The organism is Herbaspirillum sp. YR522, from assembly GCF_000282575.1.
Classification (GTDB): Bacteria; Pseudomonadota; Gammaproteobacteria; order Burkholderiales; family Burkholderiaceae_D; genus Herbaspirillum.
The window spans coordinates 1-20,136 of sequence record NZ_AKJA01000013.1; the positions used below are offsets into that span (position 1 = coordinate 1).

Below are 20,136 nucleotides of genomic sequence, written 5' to 3' on the forward strand. Positions count from 1 at the left end.
GGGCACCGGCGGGCCGCCATAGGCCGGTACGTTGCGTCGCACGCCGATGATAGGCAGGGTCTCGGGCATGCCGGAGTGGTAATCCCATCCCAGGCTGTAGGCGTAGTCGGGGCCAAGCGTGGCGCATACCTGTTCGAACCAGGCCGCGTGTTCTTCATCCGCCCCCAGCGCCTGGGCCAGTCCCTGTGGATCGAATTGCGCCAGCGCACGGGCCAGCTCTTCGGCGCTGGCGCCCGGGTTGTCGCCCCAGCCCATGATGGGATTGAAGTTGTAATCGGCCCCCGAGCCATACCAGCCTTCGCGCCAGGGACGCTCGATCCAGTGGCGTGGTCCGGCAAACAGGTGCCAGCGCCAGTGCAATCCCGATGCCTTGGGCCAGCTGTAGAGATAGAGCCGCTGGTAACCGGCGCGATGCAGCTGGCGCACCATCTGCATCAGTCGCGCATGGGGCATGCGGTCGGGCGGGGCACGGCGGAACATGATGGGTGTGCCATCGGCGTGCTGCACCTCGTCCGACGACAGGTTCAAGTCCAGCGTGCGCACCTCGCTGCCGAAGCGCGCGGAAATCCAGCCCGTCATCAGGTTGACGAGCACGATCACGCCATAGCCGCGATGACGATGAAAGATGACGGTGCCGGGAGCCAGTGGTTTCATATGCAGTCCATTATAAGACCCATTTGAAGACGCTTCAGCGCCGCGCCATGACCGGTAACGGTCCGTGTAAGATACCGGACGGCGGCCACGGCCCTTCACCCCGAACAGGAAAATCATGAGTCTTCGCATCATCGCCACCGGCGGCACCTTCGACAAACACTACGACGAAATCGCCGGCCAGCTCGGCTTTGGCACCAGCCACCTGCCGCAGGTGATCGCCCGCGCGCGCATCACCGCCGATGTGGTGCTCGAAGAACTGCCGCTGCTGGATTCGCTGGAAATGCAGGACGCCGACCGCCAGCGCGTACTGGCATCCTGCCGCAGCGCGACCCAGCGCGGCATCGTCATCGTGCACGGCACCGACACCATGCAATTGACCGCGCAAGTGCTGGGCCAGGCCGCGCTCGGGTCCACCGTGGTGCTGACCGGCGCCATGATTCCATATGAAATCGCCAACTCCGACGCCCTGTTCAATTTCGGTTTTGCCTGCGGCGTGGCGCAGGTGCTGGCGCCGGGCGTCTATGTGGCGATGAACGGCCAGGTATTTGCCTGGAACAAGGTCGCCAAGAACCGCAGCGCCGGCGTATTCGAACAGGCCTGAACAGCGCCGGCGGGCATTGGCGCGGGGTGCAAACCCCATTACAATGAGAAGCATTCTCATCTCATTGGACATCATCGCCATGCGCGAAGCGGCCCGCTTTTCTGACAACGACATAGCCGGGCTATATGGCGGCCATCAACGCTGGCTGCTGGGTTGGGTGCGACGACGTACCGACAATGCCGAACTGGCCGCAGACCTGGTCCAGGACACCTTCGTGCGTATCATCACGTCCCGGCGCGATTTCTACCTGGACCAGGCGCGCGCCTTGCTGACCACCATCGCCCGTGGGCTGGTCATCGATCATTTCCGGCGTTGTGCGCTGGAAGCGACCTTCCTCGAAGCCCTGGCGCAATTGCCGCAGCAACAGGCTCCCTCCCCGGAGGCGCGCCAGATCGTGCTGGAAACCCTGAACCAGGTCGACGCCATGCTGGCCTCGCTGCCGACCAAGGTACGCACCGCCTTCCTGCTGTCGCAGCTCGATGGCCTGAGCTACGCCGAAATCGCACGCCAGCTCGACGTTTCACTCAGTTCCGTGCAGCAATACATGACCCGCGCCTTTGCCGCCTGCTATCGCGTGCAATACGGCGAGCCGGCATGACCGCCACCGTCGACACGACACGCAACGATGCCGACAATCCGGTGCCCGGCGTGGTGGCCGCCGCCATCGACTGGATGGTGTGCCTGCAGTCGGGCCACGCCACCAGCGCCGAGCACGAGGCCTGCCGCCTCTGGCGCAAGCAGCACGCCAGCCACGAGCTGGCATGGTCGCGGCTGCAGGGCTTGCGCGAGGGCGTGGCCAGCTTGCCGCCCGCGCTGGCCCATGCCACCGTCGGCGACAGCGCGACCCGCCGCAAGCACGCGCGGCGCTTCGCAATGAAGACCCTGGGGGTACTGCTGGGTGTGGGGGTGATGGGCGGCATCGCCAATCGGGCGCCCTGGCAGCCCTGGCTGGCCCGCTTCAGCACCGGCACCGGACAACGGCGCCAGGTGGTGCTCGACGATGGCACCGTGCTCGAACTCAATACCGCCACTGCCATCGATATCCAATTCGACCATCACATCCGCCTGGTGCAACTGCATCGCGGCGAGATCCTGGTCACCACCGCGCCCGACAATCACGCACGGCATCGCCCGTTCGTCGTACAGACGCGCCAGGGCTCGGCGCGTGCGCTGGGCACCCGCTTCCGGGTACATGACCATGATGACGCCATCATGGTCGCGGTGTTCCAGGGTGCGGTCCAATACAGCGGCAAGCGCTCCGGTGTGACCACCCGCATCGACGCCGGCGCTCAGGGCTGGTTCGACGCCGACGGCCCGCGCAGCGCTCAGGCCCGTGCCGATGACGACGCCGTGGCGTGGAAAGACGGCATGATCGTCGCCAACCGCATGCCGCTGGGGCAGTTGGTGGCCGAATTGGACCGTTATCGCAGTGGTTGGCTGCGCTGCGACGACGCGGTCGCCGACCTGCCCATCTCGGGCGTGTTCCCGATCGACCAGCCGGGCCGCATACTGGCCGCCGTGATCCGGACCCTGCCGGTGCAGGTGGACGCCTTCACGTCCTACTGGATCACCCTGCGCGCCAGGCAACCGGCCTGATTTATTTTCAATCCCGCCTGCAGGTTTTCGTGACTCGTCCGGTTTACCTGGTAGCACCGTTGCCAATCAATCCGACCGACCATGAAAACCCAGTTCAATCTACGCGCCCTGGCGCTTTGCCCTCGCCCCCTGACCGGGCTGACCGTCCTGGCCGTCCTGCTGGCGCCCGGCGCCCAGCTGCATGCGCAAGCCGTCGACACCGCGCGCCTGGCATTCGAGATCCCCGCCGGGCCGCTGGGCCGGGCGCTGAACCAGTTCGCGCGACGCGCAGGCGTATTGCTGTCGTTCTCTCCGCAAGCCACCCAGGAGCGCCGAAGCGCCGCCCTCTCCGGTCGCTATACGGTCGATGAAGGCTTTGCCGCCTTGCTGGCCGGCAGCGGCCTGCAGGCGATCCGGCAGGCCGATGGCGCCTATGCCATCGCCGCCATCGCTGCCAGTGCCGACCCGTTGCCGCAGGTCGTCGTCGCCGCCCAGCAGGAGAGCGTCACCGGGCAACTGGGCGGCCTGCTGGCGCGACGCGCCGCCTCGGCCATGAAGACCGACACCCCGATCCTCGAGACCCCGCAATCGTTGTCGGTGGCCACCGCCGACCAGATCGAAGCCACCAAGGCGCAGTCGCTGGCCGAGGCGCTCGACTACACTCCGGGCGTGATCAGCCAGGCCTCATCCTTCAACCGCATGGTAGACGACGTGCGCGTGCGCGGCTTCAACCTGGCCAATGCCAACACCGGCATGCTGCGCGACGGCATGAAGTACCAGCCCAGCGTGTATGACAGTTCGCAGGAACCGTATGGCCTGGAACGACTGGAGGTGCTGCGCGGCGCCGCCTCGGTACTGTACGGGCAGCTCAGTCCGGGCGGTGTCATCAATGCCGTCAGCAAACGGCCCACGGCCGATCCGTATCACGAGATCACTGCCGATATCGGCAGCAACCACCGCAGGCAGGTCACGGGTGATTTCTCCGGGCCGCTCTCGCAGGACGGCGCCTGGAGCTATCGCCTCACCGCGCTGGTGCGCCAGGCCGACACCGGCATCGACCATATCGACGACAACAAGACCTACCTGGCCCCGGCACTGACCTGGCGTCCGTCGGCGCGCACCTCGCTCACGCTGCTGGGCAGCTACCAGCACATGCGCACCCGCTTCGTGGCGCCAGCCTCGGCCGCACTGACGGTCAACGGCACGATCCCGCGCAATTTCTTCATCGGCGAACCCGGCTACGACCGTTATGACAGCGAGGTCTATTCGGGCGGCTACGTGTTCGAGCACGCCTTCGACGACGACCTCAAGCTGCGCCACAACCTGCGCTATTTCAATGGTGACGCGGTCTTCAACTACCTGTCCTATGGCACGCTCAATGCCAGCACCGGCCTCACCACCCGTGGCGTGGTCAACCGCGCCGAGAAATCGGAGGGGCTCACCACCGATACCTCGCTGGAAATGAACTTCGGCAGTCCCACCCTGCGTCACAAGGTACTGGCCGGCATCGATTACTTCGACAGCACCTATGACTCCAAGCGCTATGCCGGCACGGTCGCGGCCATCAACATGCGCAATCCGGTGTATGGCGCCACGCCGGTGATCGGCACCGCCAACAATGGTTCGCGTACCGAAAGCCAGCAGTTCGGCCTGTACCTGCAAGACCAGATGAAACTGGCCGACAAGCTGGTGTGGCTGGGGGGCGCCCGCCAGGACTGGGTCGACAGCAGCGTGACCACCTACGGTAACAACCGTCGCACGCCGGCCCGCGATTCGGCGCTGACCGCGCGCACCGGCCTGGTCTATTTTGCCGACAACGGCCTGGCCCCCTACGCGTCCTTCGGCCAGTCGTTTGCACCGCAGGCGGGGGGCGATCGCCTGGGCAACAATTTCAAACCCACCGAAAGCGACCAGTTCGAGGTCGGCATCCGCTACCAGCCGCAAGGCGGCAGGACCCTGATGAGTGCCGCCCTGTACCAGATCGACCAGACCAACGGCCTGACGGTCGACCCGGTCGATTCGACCTATTCGGTGCAGACCGCCGAGTTGCGCTCGCGCGGCCTCGAACTGGAAGCGCGCTCGACGTTCGGCCGCCTGGACCTGATCGCCAACTATACCTACACCGACGCCCGCACCACCCGCAGCAACCTGGCCAGCGAAATCGGCCAACGGGTCTCTGGCGTGCCCTACCATGCCGCCTCGACCTGGGCGCAATACGATTTCGGCGGGGTCGGCCTGCCGGGCATGAAGGCGGGCGTGGGCGTGCGCTACCAGGGCCAGGTACCGGTGGCCGGACTGAGCAGCCAGATCGCCGGTCGCACCCTGGTCGATGCCATGCTGGCCTATGACCTGCAACAGCTGGGCAGCGCATGGCGCGGCCTGCAACTGAAGATCAATGCCAAGAACCTGTTCAACCGCGACTACGTCCAGTGCGTGGCGGCCACCGGTTGCCGCTATGGCGAAGAGCGCAATGTCATCGCCACCATAAGCTATCGCTGGTAGAGGCGATCAGCCCGGCTGCTGCAGCCGGGCCCAGTCACGACAGAACGCCAGCAACGCGGCCAGGCTGGGCGAGGCCGCCCGATGGCGGCTGACCACCATGTAGAAATGGCGCCGCAGGGTCGGCAAGGCGGTTGCCAGCTCCAGCAACTTGCCGGCCTCGATCAGGTCCTGCACCACCGCCCGCGACAGGCAGGAAATACCCAGGCCCTCGGCGGTGGCGCGCTTGATGGCCTCGGAATTGCCGAACTCGAACGACGACGGCAAGTGATGCAGGTAGGGAATGAGCGCATGCTCGACCGCCTCGCGGGTACCCGAACCGGCTTCGCGCAGTAGCCATTCGGCCTGTCGCAGCTGCTTCAGGCCAATCTTGCGGCCATCGCCGACGATGGGATGCCCGGGCGCCGCCACCACGATCAGTTCGTCGGTCATCCAGGGCTCGACGTCGACGTCGTCGGCGTGGCAGGGCCCTTCGATCAATGCCGCATCCACCTCGAAATTGACCACTGCGGCGACGATGTCGGCCGTATTGGCCACCAGCGCCCTGACCCGCGCGCCGGCATGGGTTTGCCGATAGGCCGCGACCATCGCCGGCAGCATGTAGCTGCCGATCGTGGTGGAGGCGCCGATATGCAGTTCGCTGCCGGCGTGCGGATCGACGAACTGGCGCTCTATCGTCTGCGCCAGGTCGAGCATATGGCGCGCCTGCGGCAACAGGCGGCGGCCGCTGTCATTCAACACCAGCCGCTTGCCCACCCGGTCGAACAACTGCACACCCAGCGAATGCTCCAGCTCGTTCAAGGCGGCGCTGGCGGCCGACTGCGACAAGGCCACCAGCGCCGCGGCCGCAGTGGTCGAGCCGGACTGCGCCACGGCCAGGAATATCTGCAGCTGGCGCAGGCTTATCTTCATGCTCCCACCATTCGAGAAAAAATACGTTGCATAGCGAACCAACCTGTTTAATTGGTTGATATTAGCAAGATAACGCGTTTTTCTTTTATATTTCCGTCACGTACAGTGCGCTCCATCACAAGAAAACATCGACAGCGCCATGCGTACCGCCAGCCAACCTCACTCCTTCAACCCATTCTTGCCGTTTGTGCCCGGCCTGCTGCTGGCCGCAGCCGTCGGCTGGGCCGCGATGCAGCTGGGCGAGATCGGCTGGTTGCAGGGACACGGCTTGTCGGCGCTGACCATCGCCATCGTGATGGGCATCGCGATCGGCAATACGGCGTATCCGCGCCTGGCGCCGCGCTGCGGCGAGGGCGTGCGGCTGTCCAAGCAGACGCTGCTGCGGGCAGGGATCATTCTCTATGGCTTTCGCCTGACCTTGCAGGACATCGCCCATGTCGGGGTGGCCGGCGTGGTGATCGACGCCGCCATGCTGATGTCGACCTTCGGCCTGGCCTGGCTGGTGGGGGTCAAGCTGCTGCGGCTCGAACGCGATGCGGCCCTGCTGATCGGCGCCGGCAGCGCCATCTGCGGCGCCGCCGCGGTCATGGCGACGGAGCCGGTACTGCGGGCCCGCAGCGAACAGGTGACGGTGGCCATCTCGACCGTGGTGATCTTCGGCTCGCTGGCGATCTTCCTCTACCCACTGCTGTACACCCTGCAACCGGCACCGGCCTGGGGCCTGCGTCTACCCGACTTCGGCATCTACATCGGCTCGACAGTGCATGAAGTGGCGCAGGTGCTGGCCGCGGCCCGCTCGATCGACCAGCATACGGCCGATACCGCCGTCATCGCCAAGATGGTCCGGGTCATGATGCTCGCGCCGTTCCTGCTGATGCTGTCGATCAAGGCCGGCCCGGTCCCTGGCGGTCAACGCAGCAAGTTGTCGATCCCGTGGTTCGCCTTCGCATTCATCGGCGTGGTGCTGTTCAACTCGGTCGCGCCGCTGCCGCGCGAACTGAACCGGCTGGTGATGCAGTTCGACACGCTGCTGCTGGCCATGGCAATGGCCGCGCTGGGCTTGACTACGCACCTGTCGGCGATTCGCCATGCCGGGGCCCGGCCGATCGTGCTGGGGGCGGTGCTGTTCGCCTGGCTGGTCGTCGGCGGTGCGCTGGTCAATGGCGCACTGGGGCGCCTGCTGGGATAGTCAGTGCAGTGAGCCCTTGATGCTCATCTCGCGAATGATGCGCACCGTATCGATATCGGCTTCCTGGTAGGCCGAGCGCCTGAATTCGTTATAGAAGGCTTCGCTGCCGTCGACGTCCTCGGGCTGGCCGTCGTCGTACTCGAAGCGCACGAACAACTGTTCCGGCTGCGGCTCTTCGATGGTCATGCTCATGCGCGAGGCAGCGATCTCTCCCTGGGACGGGACCTCGTAGAGCACCTGGATCTGCGGCAGGTAGGTGACCTTGTCGCGGATCACCAGTTCGCCGTAGCGCAATTCGCGGCGCACCCCATCCATGCTCTTGTCGCTCAGGCGGCAATCGTCGAGATGCGGCATGAACAACTTCGGCAGTTCGGCGCGCATGACCAGGCCTTGCCACAACTGTTCGCGGGTAAGTGGATCGAGCAGCGGATTGAGCGGATCGTTGATCTGGATCAGATGGTTGAATTTCATGTTGATGTCCGGCATGTCCGGATGAACGGATTGGTTGCTGCGCATTGTCCCACAATGGGAGCGCACCCGGCGCCGCTGCTACAATGGCGCCCTAGCTGCATTTACCCTCCTGCCCCTGCCCCCGAGCCTCGCCTATGTCCGCCCCCGCCTTCGGCCTGAACAAACCCCAGAGCGAAGCCGTTCACTACATGACCGGTCCTTGCCTGGTGCTGGCCGGTGCCGGTTCGGGCAAGACCCGGGTGATCACACAGAAGATCGCACACCTGATCGAAAGCTGTGGTTACGAGCCCAAGAACATCGCCGCGCTGACCTTCACCAACAAGGCCGCGCTCGAGATGCAGGAGCGCATTGCCAAGCTGCTCAAGGAACCGAAGCAGGCCAAGCACCTGACAGTGTCGACCTTCCACTCGCTGGGGGTGAAGATACTACGCCAGGAGTCCAGGCATCTGGGGTTGAAGGATCGCTTTTCAATCATGGACAGCGACGATTGCTTTTCCCTGGTGCAAGAGCTGGCGGTGACCACCGACAAGGGGATCATCCGCGGTATCCAGAACAGCATCTCGCTGTGGAAGAACGGGCTGGTCGACCCCGACCTGGCCGAAAAGAACGCCCGTACCGAAGACGAGGCCCAGGCCGCGCGCATCTTCCGCAGCTACGTGGCCACGCTCAAGGCCTACCAGGCAGTCGATTTCGACGATCTCATCCGACTGCCGGTGGAACTGTTCCGCAGCAACGAGGAGGTGCGGGATCGCTGGCAACGCCGGCTGCGCTACCTGCTCATCGACGAATACCAGGATACCAATACCTGCCAGTACGAACTGGTCAAGCTGCTGGTCACCGGGGTGGGAAAGAAGCCGATGTTTACCGCCGTGGGCGACGATGACCAGGCGATCTACGCCTGGCGCGGCGCCACCATCGAGAACCTCAAGCTGCTGGGCGTCGATTTCCCCAACCTGCACCTGATCAAGCTGGAGCAGAACTACCGCTCCAGCACCCGGATCCTGCAGGCGGCCAACTCGGTCATCTCGAACAATCCGAAGCTGTTCGACAAGACGCTCTGGTCCGAACACGGACTGGGCGACCCGATCAAGGTGATGGCGATGGACGACGAGGAAGCCGAGGCCGACCAGATCGCCATCACGCTGTCGGCACATCGCTTCGAGCGCCATGCCAAGTTCTCGGACTACGCGATCCTGTATCGCGGCAACCACCAGGCGCGCATCTTCGAAAAGGCCTTGCGACGCGAGCGGATTCCCTATGTGATGTCGGGCGGACAGAGTTACTTCGATCGCGCCGAGATCAAGGACATCATCGCCTACCTGCGCCTGATCGCCAACCAGGACGACGACCCGGCCTTCATCCGCGCCGTCACCACCCCGCGCCGGGGCATCGGGCAGGCCACGCTGGAAGTGCTGGGCACGGTGGCCGGCCAGTGGCAATGCTCGCTGTTCGAGGCGGTCTACAAGGGCGGCCTGGAAGACAAGCTGGTCGATCGCCAGCTGCATCCGCTACGCAAGTTCTGCGACTTCATCAATGCGCTGGAGTCGCGCGCCACCCGGCCCGGCCCATCGGGCAGCGGCGAAAACGCCGGCCTGGTGCTGGACGACATGATGGAAGCCATCAATTACGAGTTCTACCTCTACGACACCAACGAAGAGCGTAGCGCGCAAAGCAAATGGCAGAACGTGGTGGACTTCACCAACTGGCTCAAGGAACGCGCCTGCGGTGGCCGTGATCGCGACGGCGAAGAAAAGAACCTGCTCGAGATCACCCAGATGGTGGCCTTGATGAGCATGCTCGAAGGCCGCGACGAAGAACAGGACGCGGTGCGCATGTCGACCCTGCATGCCTCCAAGGGACTGGAGTTCCCGCACGTGTTCCTGGTCGGGGTGGAAGAAGGCATCCTGCCGCACAAGGGCGACCCCGATACCCCGGCCGAAGAGATGGCCGCCCGCATCGAGGAAGAACGGCGCCTGATGTACGTGGGCATCACCCGCGCCCAGCGCTCGCTGCACATTTCGTGGTGCAAGCGCCGCAAGCGCGCCCGTGAAGTGGTCGAATGCCAGGTCTCGCGCTTCGTCAAGGAAATGCGCCTGGACCAAGACAAGGCGCCGCCGGAGGAAACCGAGACCATGACACCCCAGGCGCGCCTGGCCAACCTGAAAGCCCTGCTGCAAAAGCCCAGAAACACGCCCGAGCCCGGCTAGCAGCCAGCGCTATTTCCCCGGTGACAACATCGGCCACCTGACCGTTATCTTTTGTCTGTTAGGCAGTGGCTTTTTATGTCGCCGACGCCGACCGGGCGGCTGGGCAGTTTACAATTTCGCCTTTCCAGAAAACCTGCGCTGGCCGCAGCCCTCCAATAAGGTTTGACCATGAGCAATAATTTCTTCCGCCACGCCCGCACCCTGGCGCTGACCGCCGGTTTCATCGGCATGCTGGGCCTTGCCGCCTGTAACAAGGACAAGCCCGCCGAGCCGCAAGCGGCGGCGCCAGCCGCAGCCAAGGTCTACCTGGTGGGCGTCGAATCGGCCTATGCGCCGTTCTCGGCGGAAAACGAACAGAAGCAGGTGGTCGGCTTCGATATCGACGTCATGAAGGCACTGGCCAAGCGCATCGGCATCGAGGTCAAGTTCGTGCCGACACCGTTCGAAGGTTTCTTCAACTTCCTGGCGCAAGGCGATCGCGACCTGTTGATCTCGGCCATCACCATCACCGAAGAGCGCAAGAAGTCGGTCAGTTTCTCGGACCCGTACTTCGTCGCCACCCAGACCATCGCCCTGCCGGCGGCCAACACCACCGTCACCAGGATGGCCGACCTGAAGCCGCTGGCCGTGGGCACCCAGAGCGCCACCTCGGGTGACGAACTGGTGCAGCAGGTATTGGGGAAGAACAACGCCCGCATCAAGCGTTTCGAATCGACCCCGCTGGCATTGAAGGAGCTCGAGGGCGGCGGCGTCGATGCGGTCGTGGCCGATGAACCGGTCGTGAAGAACTACATCGCCAACAATCCCGACAGCAAGCTGCGCACCGTCACCGACGACACCTTCCCCAAGGAGGACTACGGCATCGCGGTGCGTCGCGACGATCCCGAACTGCTGGCCAGGATCAACAAGGGCCTGGCCGACATGAAGGCCGACGGCAGCTTTGCCGCCATCAGCGCCCAGTACTTCGGCAAGTGATCGTGTTGCCCACGCCACTGGATTTCATCATCACCGGATAGCCCATGGATTTTCGCTGGAGCATCATCGAAGGCTATGCGCCGCTGTTCGCCCAGGGCATGCTGGTGACGCTGCAGGTGTCGGCCGTCAGCATCGCGGTGGGCACCGTGCTCGGGCTGCTGGTGGGCATGTTGCGCCTGGCCGAGGTCCGTCACGGCGCCTGGAAGTGGCCAGTGCGCGCGGCGCGCTGGCTGGCGGCGCTGTACGTGGCTTTCTTTCGCGGCACGCCCCTGTTCGTGCAGATCATGCTGGTGCATTTCGCGTTGATGCCGGCGCTGGTGCACCCCGAGCACGGCCTGCTGATCTCGGGCGAACTGGCGCGCACCATCAAGCAGGACTATGGCGCCTTCCTGTCGGGCACGGTGGCCCTGTCGCTCAACGCCGGCGCCTATATCTCGGAGATCTTCCGGGCCGGCATCCAGTCCATCGAGCGCGGCCAGTCCTACGCCGCCGCCAGCCTGGGCATGAACTACCTGCTGACGATGCGCCATGTGGTGCTGCCGCAGGCGTTTCGGCGCATGCTGCCGCCGCTGGGCAACGAAGCCATCACGCTGCTCAAGGATTCCTCCCTGGTGTCGGCCATCGGCTTGGCCGAGCTGGCGTATGCCGCGCGCACCGTTGCCGGTACCTATGCCCGCTACTGGGAACCCTACATCACCATTTCCGTGCTTTACTTCGGCATGACCATCATCCTGGCGCTGCTGGTGGCCCGCCTGGAACATCGCTACAGCGCGCCGCACCGGCGCTGACCCTGGCCCACGCCGGCAGACCTTACGACAACGCATGCAAAAACCGTCTTCCCTTCCTTCCGGCCAGCACGTGGTCGTGATCGGCGCCGGCCCGGCCGGCCTGATGGCCGCCGAAGTGCTGGCGCGCCATGGCGTGGCCGTGGACGTCTACGACGCCATGCCGTCGGCCGGACGCAAGTTCCTGCTGGCCGGCCGTGGCGGCATGAACATCACCCACTCCGAGGCCTTGCCCGACTTCCTGCCGCGTTACGCAAACCGTCGTGACGAGCTGGCGCCGTTCATCCGCCGCTTCGACAACGGGCAGGTGCGCGCCTGGATTCATGCACTGGGCATCGACACCTTCGTGGGCAGCTCCGGACGGGTGTTCCCGCTGGAGATGAAAGCAGCGCCGCTGCTGCGCGCCTGGCTGCATCGCCTGCGCGAATCGGGCGTGCGGTTTCACATGCGCCATCGCTGGCTGGGATGGGACGAGCAGGGTGGGCACCGGCTGGCCGGGCCCGACGGCGAGGTATCGGTCAGCGCCCACGCCACCGTGCTGGCCATGGGCGGCGCCAGTTGGCCGCGCCTGGGCTCGGATGGCGCATGGGCGCCACTGCTGCAGCAGCGCCGGGTCGATGTGGCGCCCTTGCGCCCGTCCAACTGCGGCTTCGAGCTCGACTGGAGCGAACACTTCAGCCAACGCTTCGCTGGCGAGCCGGTCAAGCCGGTGGTGGCCAGCGTGGCCCGTCCTGATGGCGGCATGCAGAATCGCCGCGGCGAATTCGTGGTCACCGCCGGCGGCATCGAAGGCAGCCTGGTCTACGCCCTGTCGGCGCCGTTACGGGATGCCATCGCCGAGCATGGCTCGGCTCGCCTGTACCTGGATCTGCTGCCGGACTGGACGCTGGAGAAAGTGCACGCCGAACTGATCCATCCGCGCGGCGCGCGTTCGATGTCGAGCCACCTGCAGAGCCGTCTGCACCTCAAGGGCGTCAAGGCTGGCCTGTTGCGCGAGTGCGTGAGCAAGCAAGACATCGCCGATCCGGCCAGGCTGGCGCAGGCGATCAAGGCGCTGCCCCTGACGCTGTTGCGACCACGGCCGTTGGCCGAAGCCATCAGCACCGCCGGTGGCGTCAGCTTCGAAGCGCTGGACGACGGCTTGATGCTGCGTGCGCTGCCGGGCGTGTTCTGCGCCGGCGAAATGCTGGATTGGGAAGCGCCGACCGGCGGCTACCTGTTGAGCGCCTGCCTTGCCACCGGCCAGGGCGCCGCCGCAGGCGTATTGGAATGGCTGGGCAGCAACCCCGGCCACGCATCGCGAGAGGAAGCACACAAGTGAGCAGCGAAGACCGCATCATCGATATCGAAATGAAGCTGTCGCACCAGGAACACCTGGTCGACGAACTCAATCGTACCGTCTATCGCCAGCAGCAGAAGATCGACGAACTGGAAATGCTGCTGGGCGCATTGGCCAAGCGTTTCAAGGAGCTCGCCAGCGACAGCCAGGACCGCGCCCCGGCCAACGAGAGACCGCCGCATTACTAAGACGCACCCTGTGAGTGCCGAGTCGTCATGGCCGCCGATCTCCAACGCCGCATTGCCCACATCGACATGGATGCCTTCTTCGCATCCTGCGAATTGTCGCGCTATCCGGAACTGAAGGGACTGCCGGTGGTAGTGGCGGGTCGACAGACCCATGCCCCGCGTACCCTGCCCGATGGCACTCGCGAATTCTCGCGCCTGAAGGACTATGTCGGCCGCGGGGTGTTGACGACGGCCACCTACGAGGCCCGCGCGCTGGGCGTACACTCGGCGATGCCCACCATGAAGGCGGCGCGACTGGCGCCCGAGGCCGTGCTGCTGCCGGTCAACTTCGAGCTCTACCGCCAATACTCGCGCCAGTTCAAGGACGCCGTCAGGTCGGTCAGCCCGACCATCGAGGACATCGGCATCGACGAGGTCTATGCCGATATCTCGCTGCTCGAGGAAGACGCACACAGCATCGCACGCCGCCTCAAGTCGGCCGTCTTCGAGGCCACGCAACTGACCTGCTCGGTCGGCATCGCCCCCAACAAGCTGCTGGCCAAGCTGTGCTCGGACATGCAAAAGCCCGATGGCATCACCATCGTCACGATGGACGACCTGCCCTCGCGCATCTGGCCGATGGACGTCAGGAAGATCAACGGCATCGGTCCCAAGTCGACGGCAAGGCTGGAAGGCCTTGGCATCAGGAGCATCGGCGAGCTGGCCGCCTGCGCCGAGGATTGGCTGCTGGAGCATTTCGGCCAGAGCTATGGCCGCTGGTTGCACCGGGTTTCGCACGGGCTCGACGAGCGGCCCGTCGTCACCCATAGCGAACCGGTGTCGATGAGCCGCGAAACCACGTTCGAACGCGACCTGCACGCCGTGCGCGACCGCCAGCAACTGGGCGAGGTCTTTACCCGGCTGTGCCAGCAGGTGGCGGCCGATCTCGAGCGCAAGGGCTATGTCTGCCGCAAGATCGGCATCAAGCTGCGCTTCGACGATTTCGAGACCGTGACCCGCGATGTCACCTTCCCCACCCCGCTAGGCGATGCCACGGCGATCCGGCATGCCGCCGGCACCTGCCTCAAGCGCATCGAACTGTCACGCTCGATCCGCTTGCTGGGGGTCAAGGCCAGCGGCCTGCAGCGGCCCGGGGCCGATGCTGCCGCTGTTTCGCCACAATTCAGCCTGGACTTCGACGGCGCGCCCGACAGCGCAGACTAGGACGCATCACGCGCATGTCTGCGAGATGCGTTCCAGCCACGGGCAGCGGTGTAAAATGGCCGCTTTTGCCTGGACGCCTATGTGGTTCAAGAATCTGCAGATCTATCGCCTGCCGGCCCCGTGGACGGTCAACCCCGATGAGCTCGAGGCGCAACTGGCGCCACAAGCCTTTACCGCCTGCTCCAGCATCGAGATGCAAAGCCAGGGCTGGGTGTCGCCCCGCGGCAACGAGCGACTGGTACACGTCGTCAATCGTCAACTGTTGCTTCAGTTGTCGACCGAAAAGAAATTGCTGCCCTCTTCCGTGATCAACCAGGTCACCAAGGCGCGCGCGGCCGAACTGGAAGAGCAGCAGGGCTTTCCGCCGGGACGCAAGCAAACCAAGGAATTGAAGGAACAGGTCACCGATGAACTGCTGCCGCGCGCCTTCTCGGTCACCCGCAGCACCTTCGTCTGGATCGATCCGGTCAATGGCTGGTTGCTGGTCGATGCCGGCAGCCCATCCAAGGCCGAGGAAGTCCTGAAACTGTTGTTCAAGGCGATTCCCAAGTTCCCGCTGGAAACCCTGCGCACCGTCATGTCGCCGGGCGCGGCCATGACCGACTGGCTGGCCAGCGACGAAGCCCCGTTCGGCTTTACCGTCGACCAGGACACCGAACTGCGCTCGACCGGCGAAGGCAAGGCCACGGTGCGCTACGTGCGCCACACGCTGGAAGCCGATGACGTGCGACGCCACATCGAATCCGGCAAGCAGTGCACGCGCCTGGCGCTGACCTGGTCCGACAAGGTGTCGTTCGTGCTGACCGAGAACCTGTCGGTCAAGCGCATCGCGCCACTGGATGTCTTGAAGGAAGAAAGCGAGATCGGCGGACGCGACGAGAACGAGCGCCTCGACGGCGATTTCCTGTTGATGACTGGCGAGTTGGCCAAGCTGCTGGCGTCGCTGGTCGAAGCACTGGGCGGCCAGTTGAAGGAAAACGATGGCGGCATGCCGAAGGCGGCCTGAGCCCCAGGCCATGAGGCAAACGGCCCCGACCTTGCTCGGGGCCGCCCGGTAGCCAGGGCGATCGGCCAGCGACGCGATCGTCCCGGCATCCTGGCGCGTGCAGCCAGCCGTCGCCGGTCTCAGGCTGGCTGCACCAGCACACTATCCAATGGCAGCATCGCCGGCGCAATGGTTGCGGCCAGGCGGGTACCGGACAAGCCGTCACGCGCGCCCAGGGCCATGCCGTTCAGAAACCCCGTATAGAAATCGCCCAGTGCCGTGATATCGGCATCGGCGCGAATCTCTCCTTCCCGTTGCGCCTGCAGCAGGCGCGCGCGGATCTCGTTGCGACGCTGGTGCCGGCGTTGCAACAGGGCATCACTGTGTTCGGCGTTCTCGGGAGCACAGTTGATCGCCGACACCACGACCATGCATCCCTTCCCCGCCGGCAGTCCCGATGCGCTACTCTTGCCTGCATTCATGCGCACGCTGGCGCGCAGCATCGCATACAGGTCTTCGCGGATGCCGCGCCCGGCATGCAACTCGCGCAGCGGGCCGGCGCTGACGGTGCGCGAATAGAATTCGACCGCTTCGCGAAACAACGCGTTCTTGTCGCCGAATGCCGCGTACAGGCTCGGCGCCTTGACACCGATGGCGTCGGTCAGGTCGGCCATGGTGGTGCCTTCGTAACCCTTGTGCCAGAACACTTGCATGGCCTGTTGCAGCGCTTGCTCGCGGTCGAAGCTGCGGGGTCGTCCTCGGGGTTTTATCATCGGTGCTCCTCGGTGTTGCCTTGTATCGGAGCAGTGTAGTTTATTTTAATCTGCATTACAAAAATATCTCCGGCAGCCTTGAATTAAGCGCAATAGGCTCCTATTATCTAATCCTCGTTACATAAATCAGACGAGAATTGATCAACCTGCAAGCTTCTTCGTATCACCGAGCAGTGACGGCGCCATAGAAAGGACACATCATGAGCCGCAAGACCCGAATAGAAAACTACCGCAACATCGGTATCAGTGCGCACATCGATGCGGGCAAGACCACGACCACCGAGCGCATCCTTTTTTATACCGGTGTCAATCACAAGATCGGTGAAGTACACAACGGCGCGGCCACCATGGACTGGATGGAGCAGGAGCAGGAACGCGGCATCACCATCACCTCGGCCGCCACCACCGCCTTCTGGAAGGGCATGGCGGGTAATTATCCCGAGCATCGCATCAACATCATCGATACCCCGGGCCACGTCGACTTCACCATCGAGGTGGAGCGTTCCATGCGCGTGCTCGACGGCGCCGTGATGGTGTACGACTCGGTGGGTGGCGTGCAGCCGCAGTCCGAGACGGTCTGGCGCCAGGCCAACAAGTACAAGGTGCCGCGCATCGCCTTCGTCAACAAGATGGACCGCATCGGCGCCGATTTCTTCCGGGTGCAGAAGCAGATCGAGGAACGCCTCAAGGGCCGCGCCGTGCCGATCCAGATTCCGGTCGGCGCCGAGGATCACTTCGCCGGCGTGATCGACCTGGTCAAGATGAAAGCCATCATCTGGGACGAGGCCAGCCAGGGCGTCAGCTTCAAGTACGAAGAGATTCCGGCCGAGCTGGAGGACAGCGCGCGCCAATGGCGCGAGAACATGATCGAACAGGCGGCCGAAGGCAACGAGGCCTTGCTCGACAAATACCTGTCGGGTACGCCCCTGAGCGAAGACGAGATCAAGCTGGGCCTGCGCCTGCGCACCGTGGCCAATGAAATCGTGCCGATGCTGGCCGGTAGCGCCTTCAAGAACAAGGGTGTGCAGGCGATGCTGGATGCGGTGATCGATTACCTGCCCTCACCGGTGGACGTGCCCGCCATTGCCGGGCATGACGAGGACGATGGCGAGATCGAGCGCCATCCGGCCGACGATGAGCCGTTCTCGGCGCTGGCCTTCAAGATCATGACCGATCCCTTCGTGGGCCAGTTGACCTTTTTCCGGGTGTATTCGGGCGTGGTCAATTCGGGCGACACCGTCTACAACCCGGTCAAGGGTCGCAAGGAAAGACTGGGCCGCATCCTGCAGATGCATGCCAACGAACGTAAGGAGATCAAGGAAGTGTTCGCCGGCGATATCGCAGCTGCCGTGGGCCTGAAGGACGTGACCACTGGCGACACCCTGTCCGATCCGGAGCATCCGATCATCCTGGAACGCATGGTGTTTCCCGAGCCTGTGATTTCGCAGGCGGTGGAACCGAAGACCAAGGCCGACCAGGAACGGATGGGCATTGCACTGGGACGCCTGGCGCAGGAAGACCCGTCGTTCCGGGTGCATACCGACGAAGAATCGGGCCAGACCATCATGTCGGGCATGGGCGAGTTGCACCTGGAAATCCTGGTCGACCGGATGAAGCGTGAATTCAACGTCGAGGCGACGGTGGGCAAGCCGCAGGTGGCCTACCGCGAAGCGATCCGGCGCACGGTCGACGATGTCGAGGGCAAGTTCGTCAAGCAGTCCGGCGGACGCGGCCAGTATGGTCATGTGGTGCTGAAACTGGAACCGCGGCCGGCAGGCAAGGGATATGAATTCGTCGACGCGATCAAGGGTGGCGTGGTCCCGCGTGAATTCATCCCGGCCGTCGACAAGGGCATCCAGGAGTCGTTGCGGGCCGGCGTACTGGCGGGTTATCCGGTGGTCGATGTGAAGGCTACCTTGACCTTCGGTTCGTATCACGACGTCGACTCCAACGAGAACGCCTTCCGCATGGCCGGTTCGATGGCCTTCAAGGAAGCGATGCGACGCGCCGGTCCGATCCTGCTGGAGCCGATGATGCAGGTCGAGGTGGAAACACCGGAAGACTTCATGGGCAATGTCATGGGCGACCTGTCGTCACGTCGTGGCATGGTGCAGGGCATGGAGGACATGGTCGGCGGTGGCAAGCTGGTACGCGCCGAGGTGCCGCTGTCGGAGATGTTCGGTTATTCGACCACGCTGCGTTCGTTGTCGCAGGGCCGTGCCACCTACTCGATGGAGTTCAAGCATTATGCCGAGGCGCCACGGCAGGTGGTGGAGGCTTTGTCGGGCAACAAGGGCAAGGCTTGAGCGAGGCCTGCGGGCCTTCGATACGGCCCTTGGCCTACTCAGGACGAACGGGGTGGTTGGTTTGACGGGATCAGTTCGGGTCGGGAGGCGCTTGCCCGCTCAAGTCCCGGCGATTCTTATCTTGCTCCCTCACCCCGTTCGGGCTGAGTAGCCGCTTGCGGCGTATCGAAGCCACTCCGCCCTAACCACGTCAAAACGCCCGCTTGCCAGCGGGCGTTTTTTCTCTGGGCATCAGGGGCTCGCCTACGCGAGCGCAGGCCGCCGATTCGCCTGCAGGCGAATCCCTTCGAGCCCCGCCGGGAGCCACGCAGGTGGCTCCCTCCGCTCCGCTTCTGATCAGGGATTCGCCCTGCGAATCCAATTTGTGAACGTAAAAAAGCCCTGCTCTAAGAGCAGGGCTTTTTTATCTGGCGGAGCGGACGGGGCTCGAACCCGCGACCCCCGGCGTGACAGGCCGGTATTCTAACCAACTGAACTACCACTCCAAAACCGTCTTCAGCTGTCGGTGCTTGCTGAAAGACCGCTATTTTATAAGAGCCTTTTCAGAAAAGCCAGCACTTTGTCATCAATCAGACAAAAAAACTCAGGCTTTGAATTTGCCCTCGAACGCCAACGCCGACAACGGCTCGCGCGGGCTCGGCAATTCGCGTGCCTGCAAGCCTTCCGGCAAGCTCGACTTGTCACCCAGCTTGCCAATGACAATCGCCGCTTCTACCGAATACTCGGGCGGAACGTCCAGTTCGACACGCGCCTTTTCCTTGTCGAAACCGGCCATGCCGTGCGCGTGCCAGCCTGAGATGCTGGCCTGCAAGGCCAGGTAACCCCAGGCCGAACCGGTATCGAAGGAGTGCGTGGACGATGGCACCACTTCCTTGGCGCCCGGCGGCAACATCATCGTCTTGGACAACACGACGATCAGTACCGAACCCTTCTCGGCCCAGCTGCGGTTGAATTCGTTGAGCAGGCCCAACAGGCTTTGCCATGCAGGCGTGCCGCGACGTGCGTAGACGAAGCGCCAAGGCTGCGCATTGTAGGCCGACGGCGCCCAGCGCGCCGCTTCCAGGAAGGTCAGCACCGTCTCTTCCGAGATATCGGATCCATCGTAGGCGCGCGGCGACCAGCGGTTGATGAAATTGGGATCGATCGGATAGTCGGCAATGCGCGGATTGGATGACATGTACTGCTCCTGTGGATGAGTCGTAAAAAAGAGGCATCTTAGCAGCGCCGCATGTTTCCTGCTGATCAGCTCCCAAGCTCATCCCTTACCCAATCCATTAGACGTAAAAAAGCCCGCACAGCGCTGGGCCGGCGGGCTAAATCCAATTCTCAGGGGTGATGAATTGGAGGGGGAGGAAGGCCAGAATATCGACCAGCTTCCCCTCGCACTAATCTTTTTACACGCTGTAACATTCACCCCGCAGGCACGACGACGAATCGGGCCATTGCGGCGCGTTTGTCATTTCTTGTTACGTTC

18 protein-coding genes and 1 tRNA gene are annotated in these 20,136 nt (G+C 63.9%); 13 read left to right on the plus strand and 6 right to left on the minus strand.

Translation table 11 applies throughout. The features are described from left to right. Positions 1–654: hypothetical protein (locus PMI40_RS01770; RefSeq protein WP_008111499.1), on the minus strand; the 654-nt coding region annotated here is incomplete at its 3' end. Positions 655–769: 115 nt separating this feature from the next. On the opposite strand from PMI40_RS01770, the gene PMI40_RS01775 reads away from it, so the two are divergent. The 4 genes from PMI40_RS01775 to PMI40_RS01790 all read left to right on the plus strand — a co-directional run bounded on the left by PMI40_RS01775 (position 770) and on the right by PMI40_RS01790 (position 5,332). Further along, positions 770–1,255, plus strand: a complete 486-nt coding sequence (locus tag PMI40_RS01775; protein WP_008111502.1) for an asparaginase domain-containing protein — start codon at positions 770–772, stop codon at positions 1,253–1,255. A gap of 79 nt (positions 1,256–1,334) precedes the next feature. After that, positions 1,335–1,853, plus strand: a complete 519-nt coding sequence (locus PMI40_RS01780; RefSeq protein ID WP_008111505.1) for a sigma-70 family RNA polymerase sigma factor — start codon at positions 1,335–1,337, stop codon at positions 1,851–1,853. Beyond that, entirely contained in the window at positions 1,850–2,851 is a 1,002-nt protein-coding gene (locus PMI40_RS01785; RefSeq protein ID WP_008111508.1) for a FecR domain-containing protein, read from the plus strand. Before PMI40_RS01780 ends, PMI40_RS01785 begins: the two co-directional genes overlap by 4 nt. Positions 2,852–2,932: 81 nt before the next feature. Beyond that, positions 2,933–5,332: a TonB-dependent siderophore receptor gene (locus tag PMI40_RS01790; RefSeq protein ID WP_008111509.1), complete on the plus strand. Its 2,400-nt coding sequence runs from the start codon at positions 2,933–2,935 to the stop codon at positions 5,330–5,332. Positions 5,333–5,338: 6 nt separating this feature from the next. Here the strand turns inward: PMI40_RS01790 and PMI40_RS01795 are convergent, their stop codons facing one another. Then, the gene (locus PMI40_RS01795) at positions 5,339–6,241 is read right to left on the minus strand and encodes a LysR family transcriptional regulator (RefSeq protein WP_008111511.1); all 903 of its coding nucleotides are present in this window, start codon (positions 6,239–6,241) and stop codon (positions 5,339–5,341) included. Between the two features lie 139 nt (positions 6,242–6,380). Here PMI40_RS01795 and PMI40_RS01800 point away from each other — a divergent pair, with 139 nt between their 5' ends. After that, entirely contained in the window at positions 6,381–7,430 is a 1,050-nt protein-coding gene (locus PMI40_RS01800) for a YeiH family protein (RefSeq protein WP_008111513.1), read from the plus strand. Here the strand turns inward: PMI40_RS01800 and PMI40_RS01805 are convergent, their stop codons facing one another. Beyond that, positions 7,431–7,901: an SRPBCC family protein gene (locus PMI40_RS01805; protein WP_008111516.1), complete on the minus strand. Its 471-nt coding sequence runs from the start codon at positions 7,899–7,901 to the stop codon at positions 7,431–7,433. It abuts the gene before it with no gap. Positions 7,902–8,035: 134 nt separating this feature from the next. On the opposite strand from PMI40_RS01805, the gene PMI40_RS01810 reads away from it, so the two are divergent. From PMI40_RS01810 to PMI40_RS01840, 7 genes are all read left to right on the plus strand, one after another. Further along, positions 8,036–10,108 (plus strand): UvrD-helicase domain-containing protein, encoded by a 2,073-nt coding sequence (locus PMI40_RS01810; RefSeq protein WP_008111519.1) that lies wholly within the window; start codon positions 8,036–8,038, stop codon positions 10,106–10,108. A 168-nt stretch (positions 10,109–10,276) separates the two neighbouring features. Then, the gene (locus tag PMI40_RS01815) at positions 10,277–11,083 is read left to right on the plus strand and encodes a basic amino acid ABC transporter substrate-binding protein (protein WP_008111521.1); all 807 of its coding nucleotides are present in this window, start codon (positions 10,277–10,279) and stop codon (positions 11,081–11,083) included. Between the two features lie 44 nt (positions 11,084–11,127). Then, entirely contained in the window at positions 11,128–11,871 is a 744-nt protein-coding gene (locus PMI40_RS01820) for an amino acid ABC transporter permease (protein ID WP_008111523.1), read from the plus strand. A gap of 34 nt (positions 11,872–11,905) precedes the next feature. Continuing rightward, entirely contained in the window at positions 11,906–13,189 is a 1,284-nt protein-coding gene (locus PMI40_RS01825) for a TIGR03862 family flavoprotein (protein ID WP_008111525.1), read from the plus strand. Next, entirely contained in the window at positions 13,186–13,395 is a 210-nt protein-coding gene (locus tag PMI40_RS01830) for a SlyX family protein (protein WP_008111527.1), read from the plus strand. The genes PMI40_RS01825 and PMI40_RS01830 overlap by 4 nt, the downstream gene beginning before the upstream one ends. A 27-nt stretch (positions 13,396–13,422) precedes the next feature. Next, positions 13,423–14,598 carry a DNA polymerase IV gene (gene dinB, locus PMI40_RS01835; protein WP_008111528.1) on the plus strand — a complete coding sequence of 392 codons (1,176 nt, stop codon included), beginning with the start codon at positions 13,423–13,425 and terminating at the stop codon, positions 14,596–14,598. A gap of 79 nt (positions 14,599–14,677) precedes the next feature. Beyond that, entirely contained in the window at positions 14,678–15,604 is a 927-nt protein-coding gene (locus PMI40_RS01840) for a recombination-associated protein RdgC (protein ID WP_008111530.1), read from the plus strand. Positions 15,605–15,723: 119 nt separating this feature from the next. Here PMI40_RS01840 and PMI40_RS01845 read toward each other — a convergent pair whose 3' ends face one another. Next, positions 15,724–16,356: a TetR/AcrR family transcriptional regulator gene (locus PMI40_RS01845; RefSeq protein WP_008111534.1), complete on the minus strand. Its 633-nt coding sequence runs from the start codon at positions 16,354–16,356 to the stop codon at positions 15,724–15,726. 200 nt (positions 16,357–16,556) lie between these two features. Between PMI40_RS01845 and fusA the strand changes: the two genes are divergently transcribed. After that, the gene (gene fusA, locus PMI40_RS01850; protein ID WP_008111535.1) at positions 16,557–18,662 is read left to right on the plus strand and encodes an elongation factor G; all 2,106 of its coding nucleotides are present in this window, start codon (positions 16,557–16,559) and stop codon (positions 18,660–18,662) included. A gap of 408 nt (positions 18,663–19,070) precedes the next feature. On the opposite strand, the gene PMI40_RS01855 is transcribed toward fusA, so the two are convergent. After that, positions 19,071–19,147 (minus strand) — tRNA-Asp (locus tag PMI40_RS01855). Positions 19,148–19,245: 98 nt separating this feature from the next. Further along, the gene (locus PMI40_RS01860) at positions 19,246–19,839 is read right to left on the minus strand and encodes a nitroreductase family protein (RefSeq protein WP_008111536.1); all 594 of its coding nucleotides are present in this window, start codon (positions 19,837–19,839) and stop codon (positions 19,246–19,248) included. Between the last annotated feature and the right edge of the window lie 297 nt (positions 19,840–20,136).

Excerpts from the sequence above, each read along its gene's own strand:
- PMI40_RS01820 (WP_008111523.1), top strand. The coding sequence starts at position 11,128 with ATGGATTTTCGCTGGAGCATCATCGAAGGCTATGCGCCGCTGTTCGCC.
- PMI40_RS01800 (WP_008111513.1), top strand. The coding sequence starts at position 6,381 with ATGCGTACCGCCAGCCAACCTCACTCCTTCAACCCATTCTTGCCGTTT.
- PMI40_RS01785 (WP_008111508.1), top strand. The coding sequence starts at position 1,850 with ATGACCGCCACCGTCGACACGACACGCAACGATGCCGACAATCCGGTG.
- dinB (WP_008111528.1), top strand. The coding sequence starts at position 13,423 with ATGGCCGCCGATCTCCAACGCCGCATTGCCCACATCGACATGGATGCC.
- PMI40_RS01795 (WP_008111511.1), bottom strand. The coding sequence starts at position 6,241 with ATGAAGATAAGCCTGCGCCAGCTGCAGATATTCCTGGCCGTGGCGCAG.
- PMI40_RS01805 (WP_008111516.1), bottom strand. The coding sequence starts at position 7,901 with ATGAAATTCAACCATCTGATCCAGATCAACGATCCGCTCAATCCGCTG.
- PMI40_RS01790 (WP_008111509.1), top strand. The coding sequence starts at position 2,933 with ATGAAAACCCAGTTCAATCTACGCGCCCTGGCGCTTTGCCCTCGCCCC.
- PMI40_RS01780 (WP_008111505.1), top strand. The coding sequence starts at position 1,335 with ATGCGCGAAGCGGCCCGCTTTTCTGACAACGACATAGCCGGGCTATAT.
- PMI40_RS01825 (WP_008111525.1), top strand. The coding sequence starts at position 11,906 with ATGCAAAAACCGTCTTCCCTTCCTTCCGGCCAGCACGTGGTCGTGATC.
- PMI40_RS01815 (WP_008111521.1), top strand. The coding sequence starts at position 10,277 with ATGAGCAATAATTTCTTCCGCCACGCCCGCACCCTGGCGCTGACCGCC.
- fusA (WP_008111535.1), top strand. The coding sequence starts at position 16,557 with ATGAGCCGCAAGACCCGAATAGAAAACTACCGCAACATCGGTATCAGT.
- PMI40_RS01775 (WP_008111502.1), top strand. The coding sequence starts at position 770 with ATGAGTCTTCGCATCATCGCCACCGGCGGCACCTTCGACAAACACTAC.
- PMI40_RS01845 (WP_008111534.1), bottom strand. The coding sequence starts at position 16,356 with ATGATAAAACCCCGAGGACGACCCCGCAGCTTCGACCGCGAGCAAGCG.
- PMI40_RS01860 (WP_008111536.1), bottom strand. The coding sequence starts at position 19,839 with ATGTCATCCAATCCGCGCATTGCCGACTATCCGATCGATCCCAATTTC.
- PMI40_RS01810 (WP_008111519.1), top strand. The coding sequence starts at position 8,036 with ATGTCCGCCCCCGCCTTCGGCCTGAACAAACCCCAGAGCGAAGCCGTT.
- PMI40_RS01840 (WP_008111530.1), top strand. The coding sequence starts at position 14,678 with ATGTGGTTCAAGAATCTGCAGATCTATCGCCTGCCGGCCCCGTGGACG.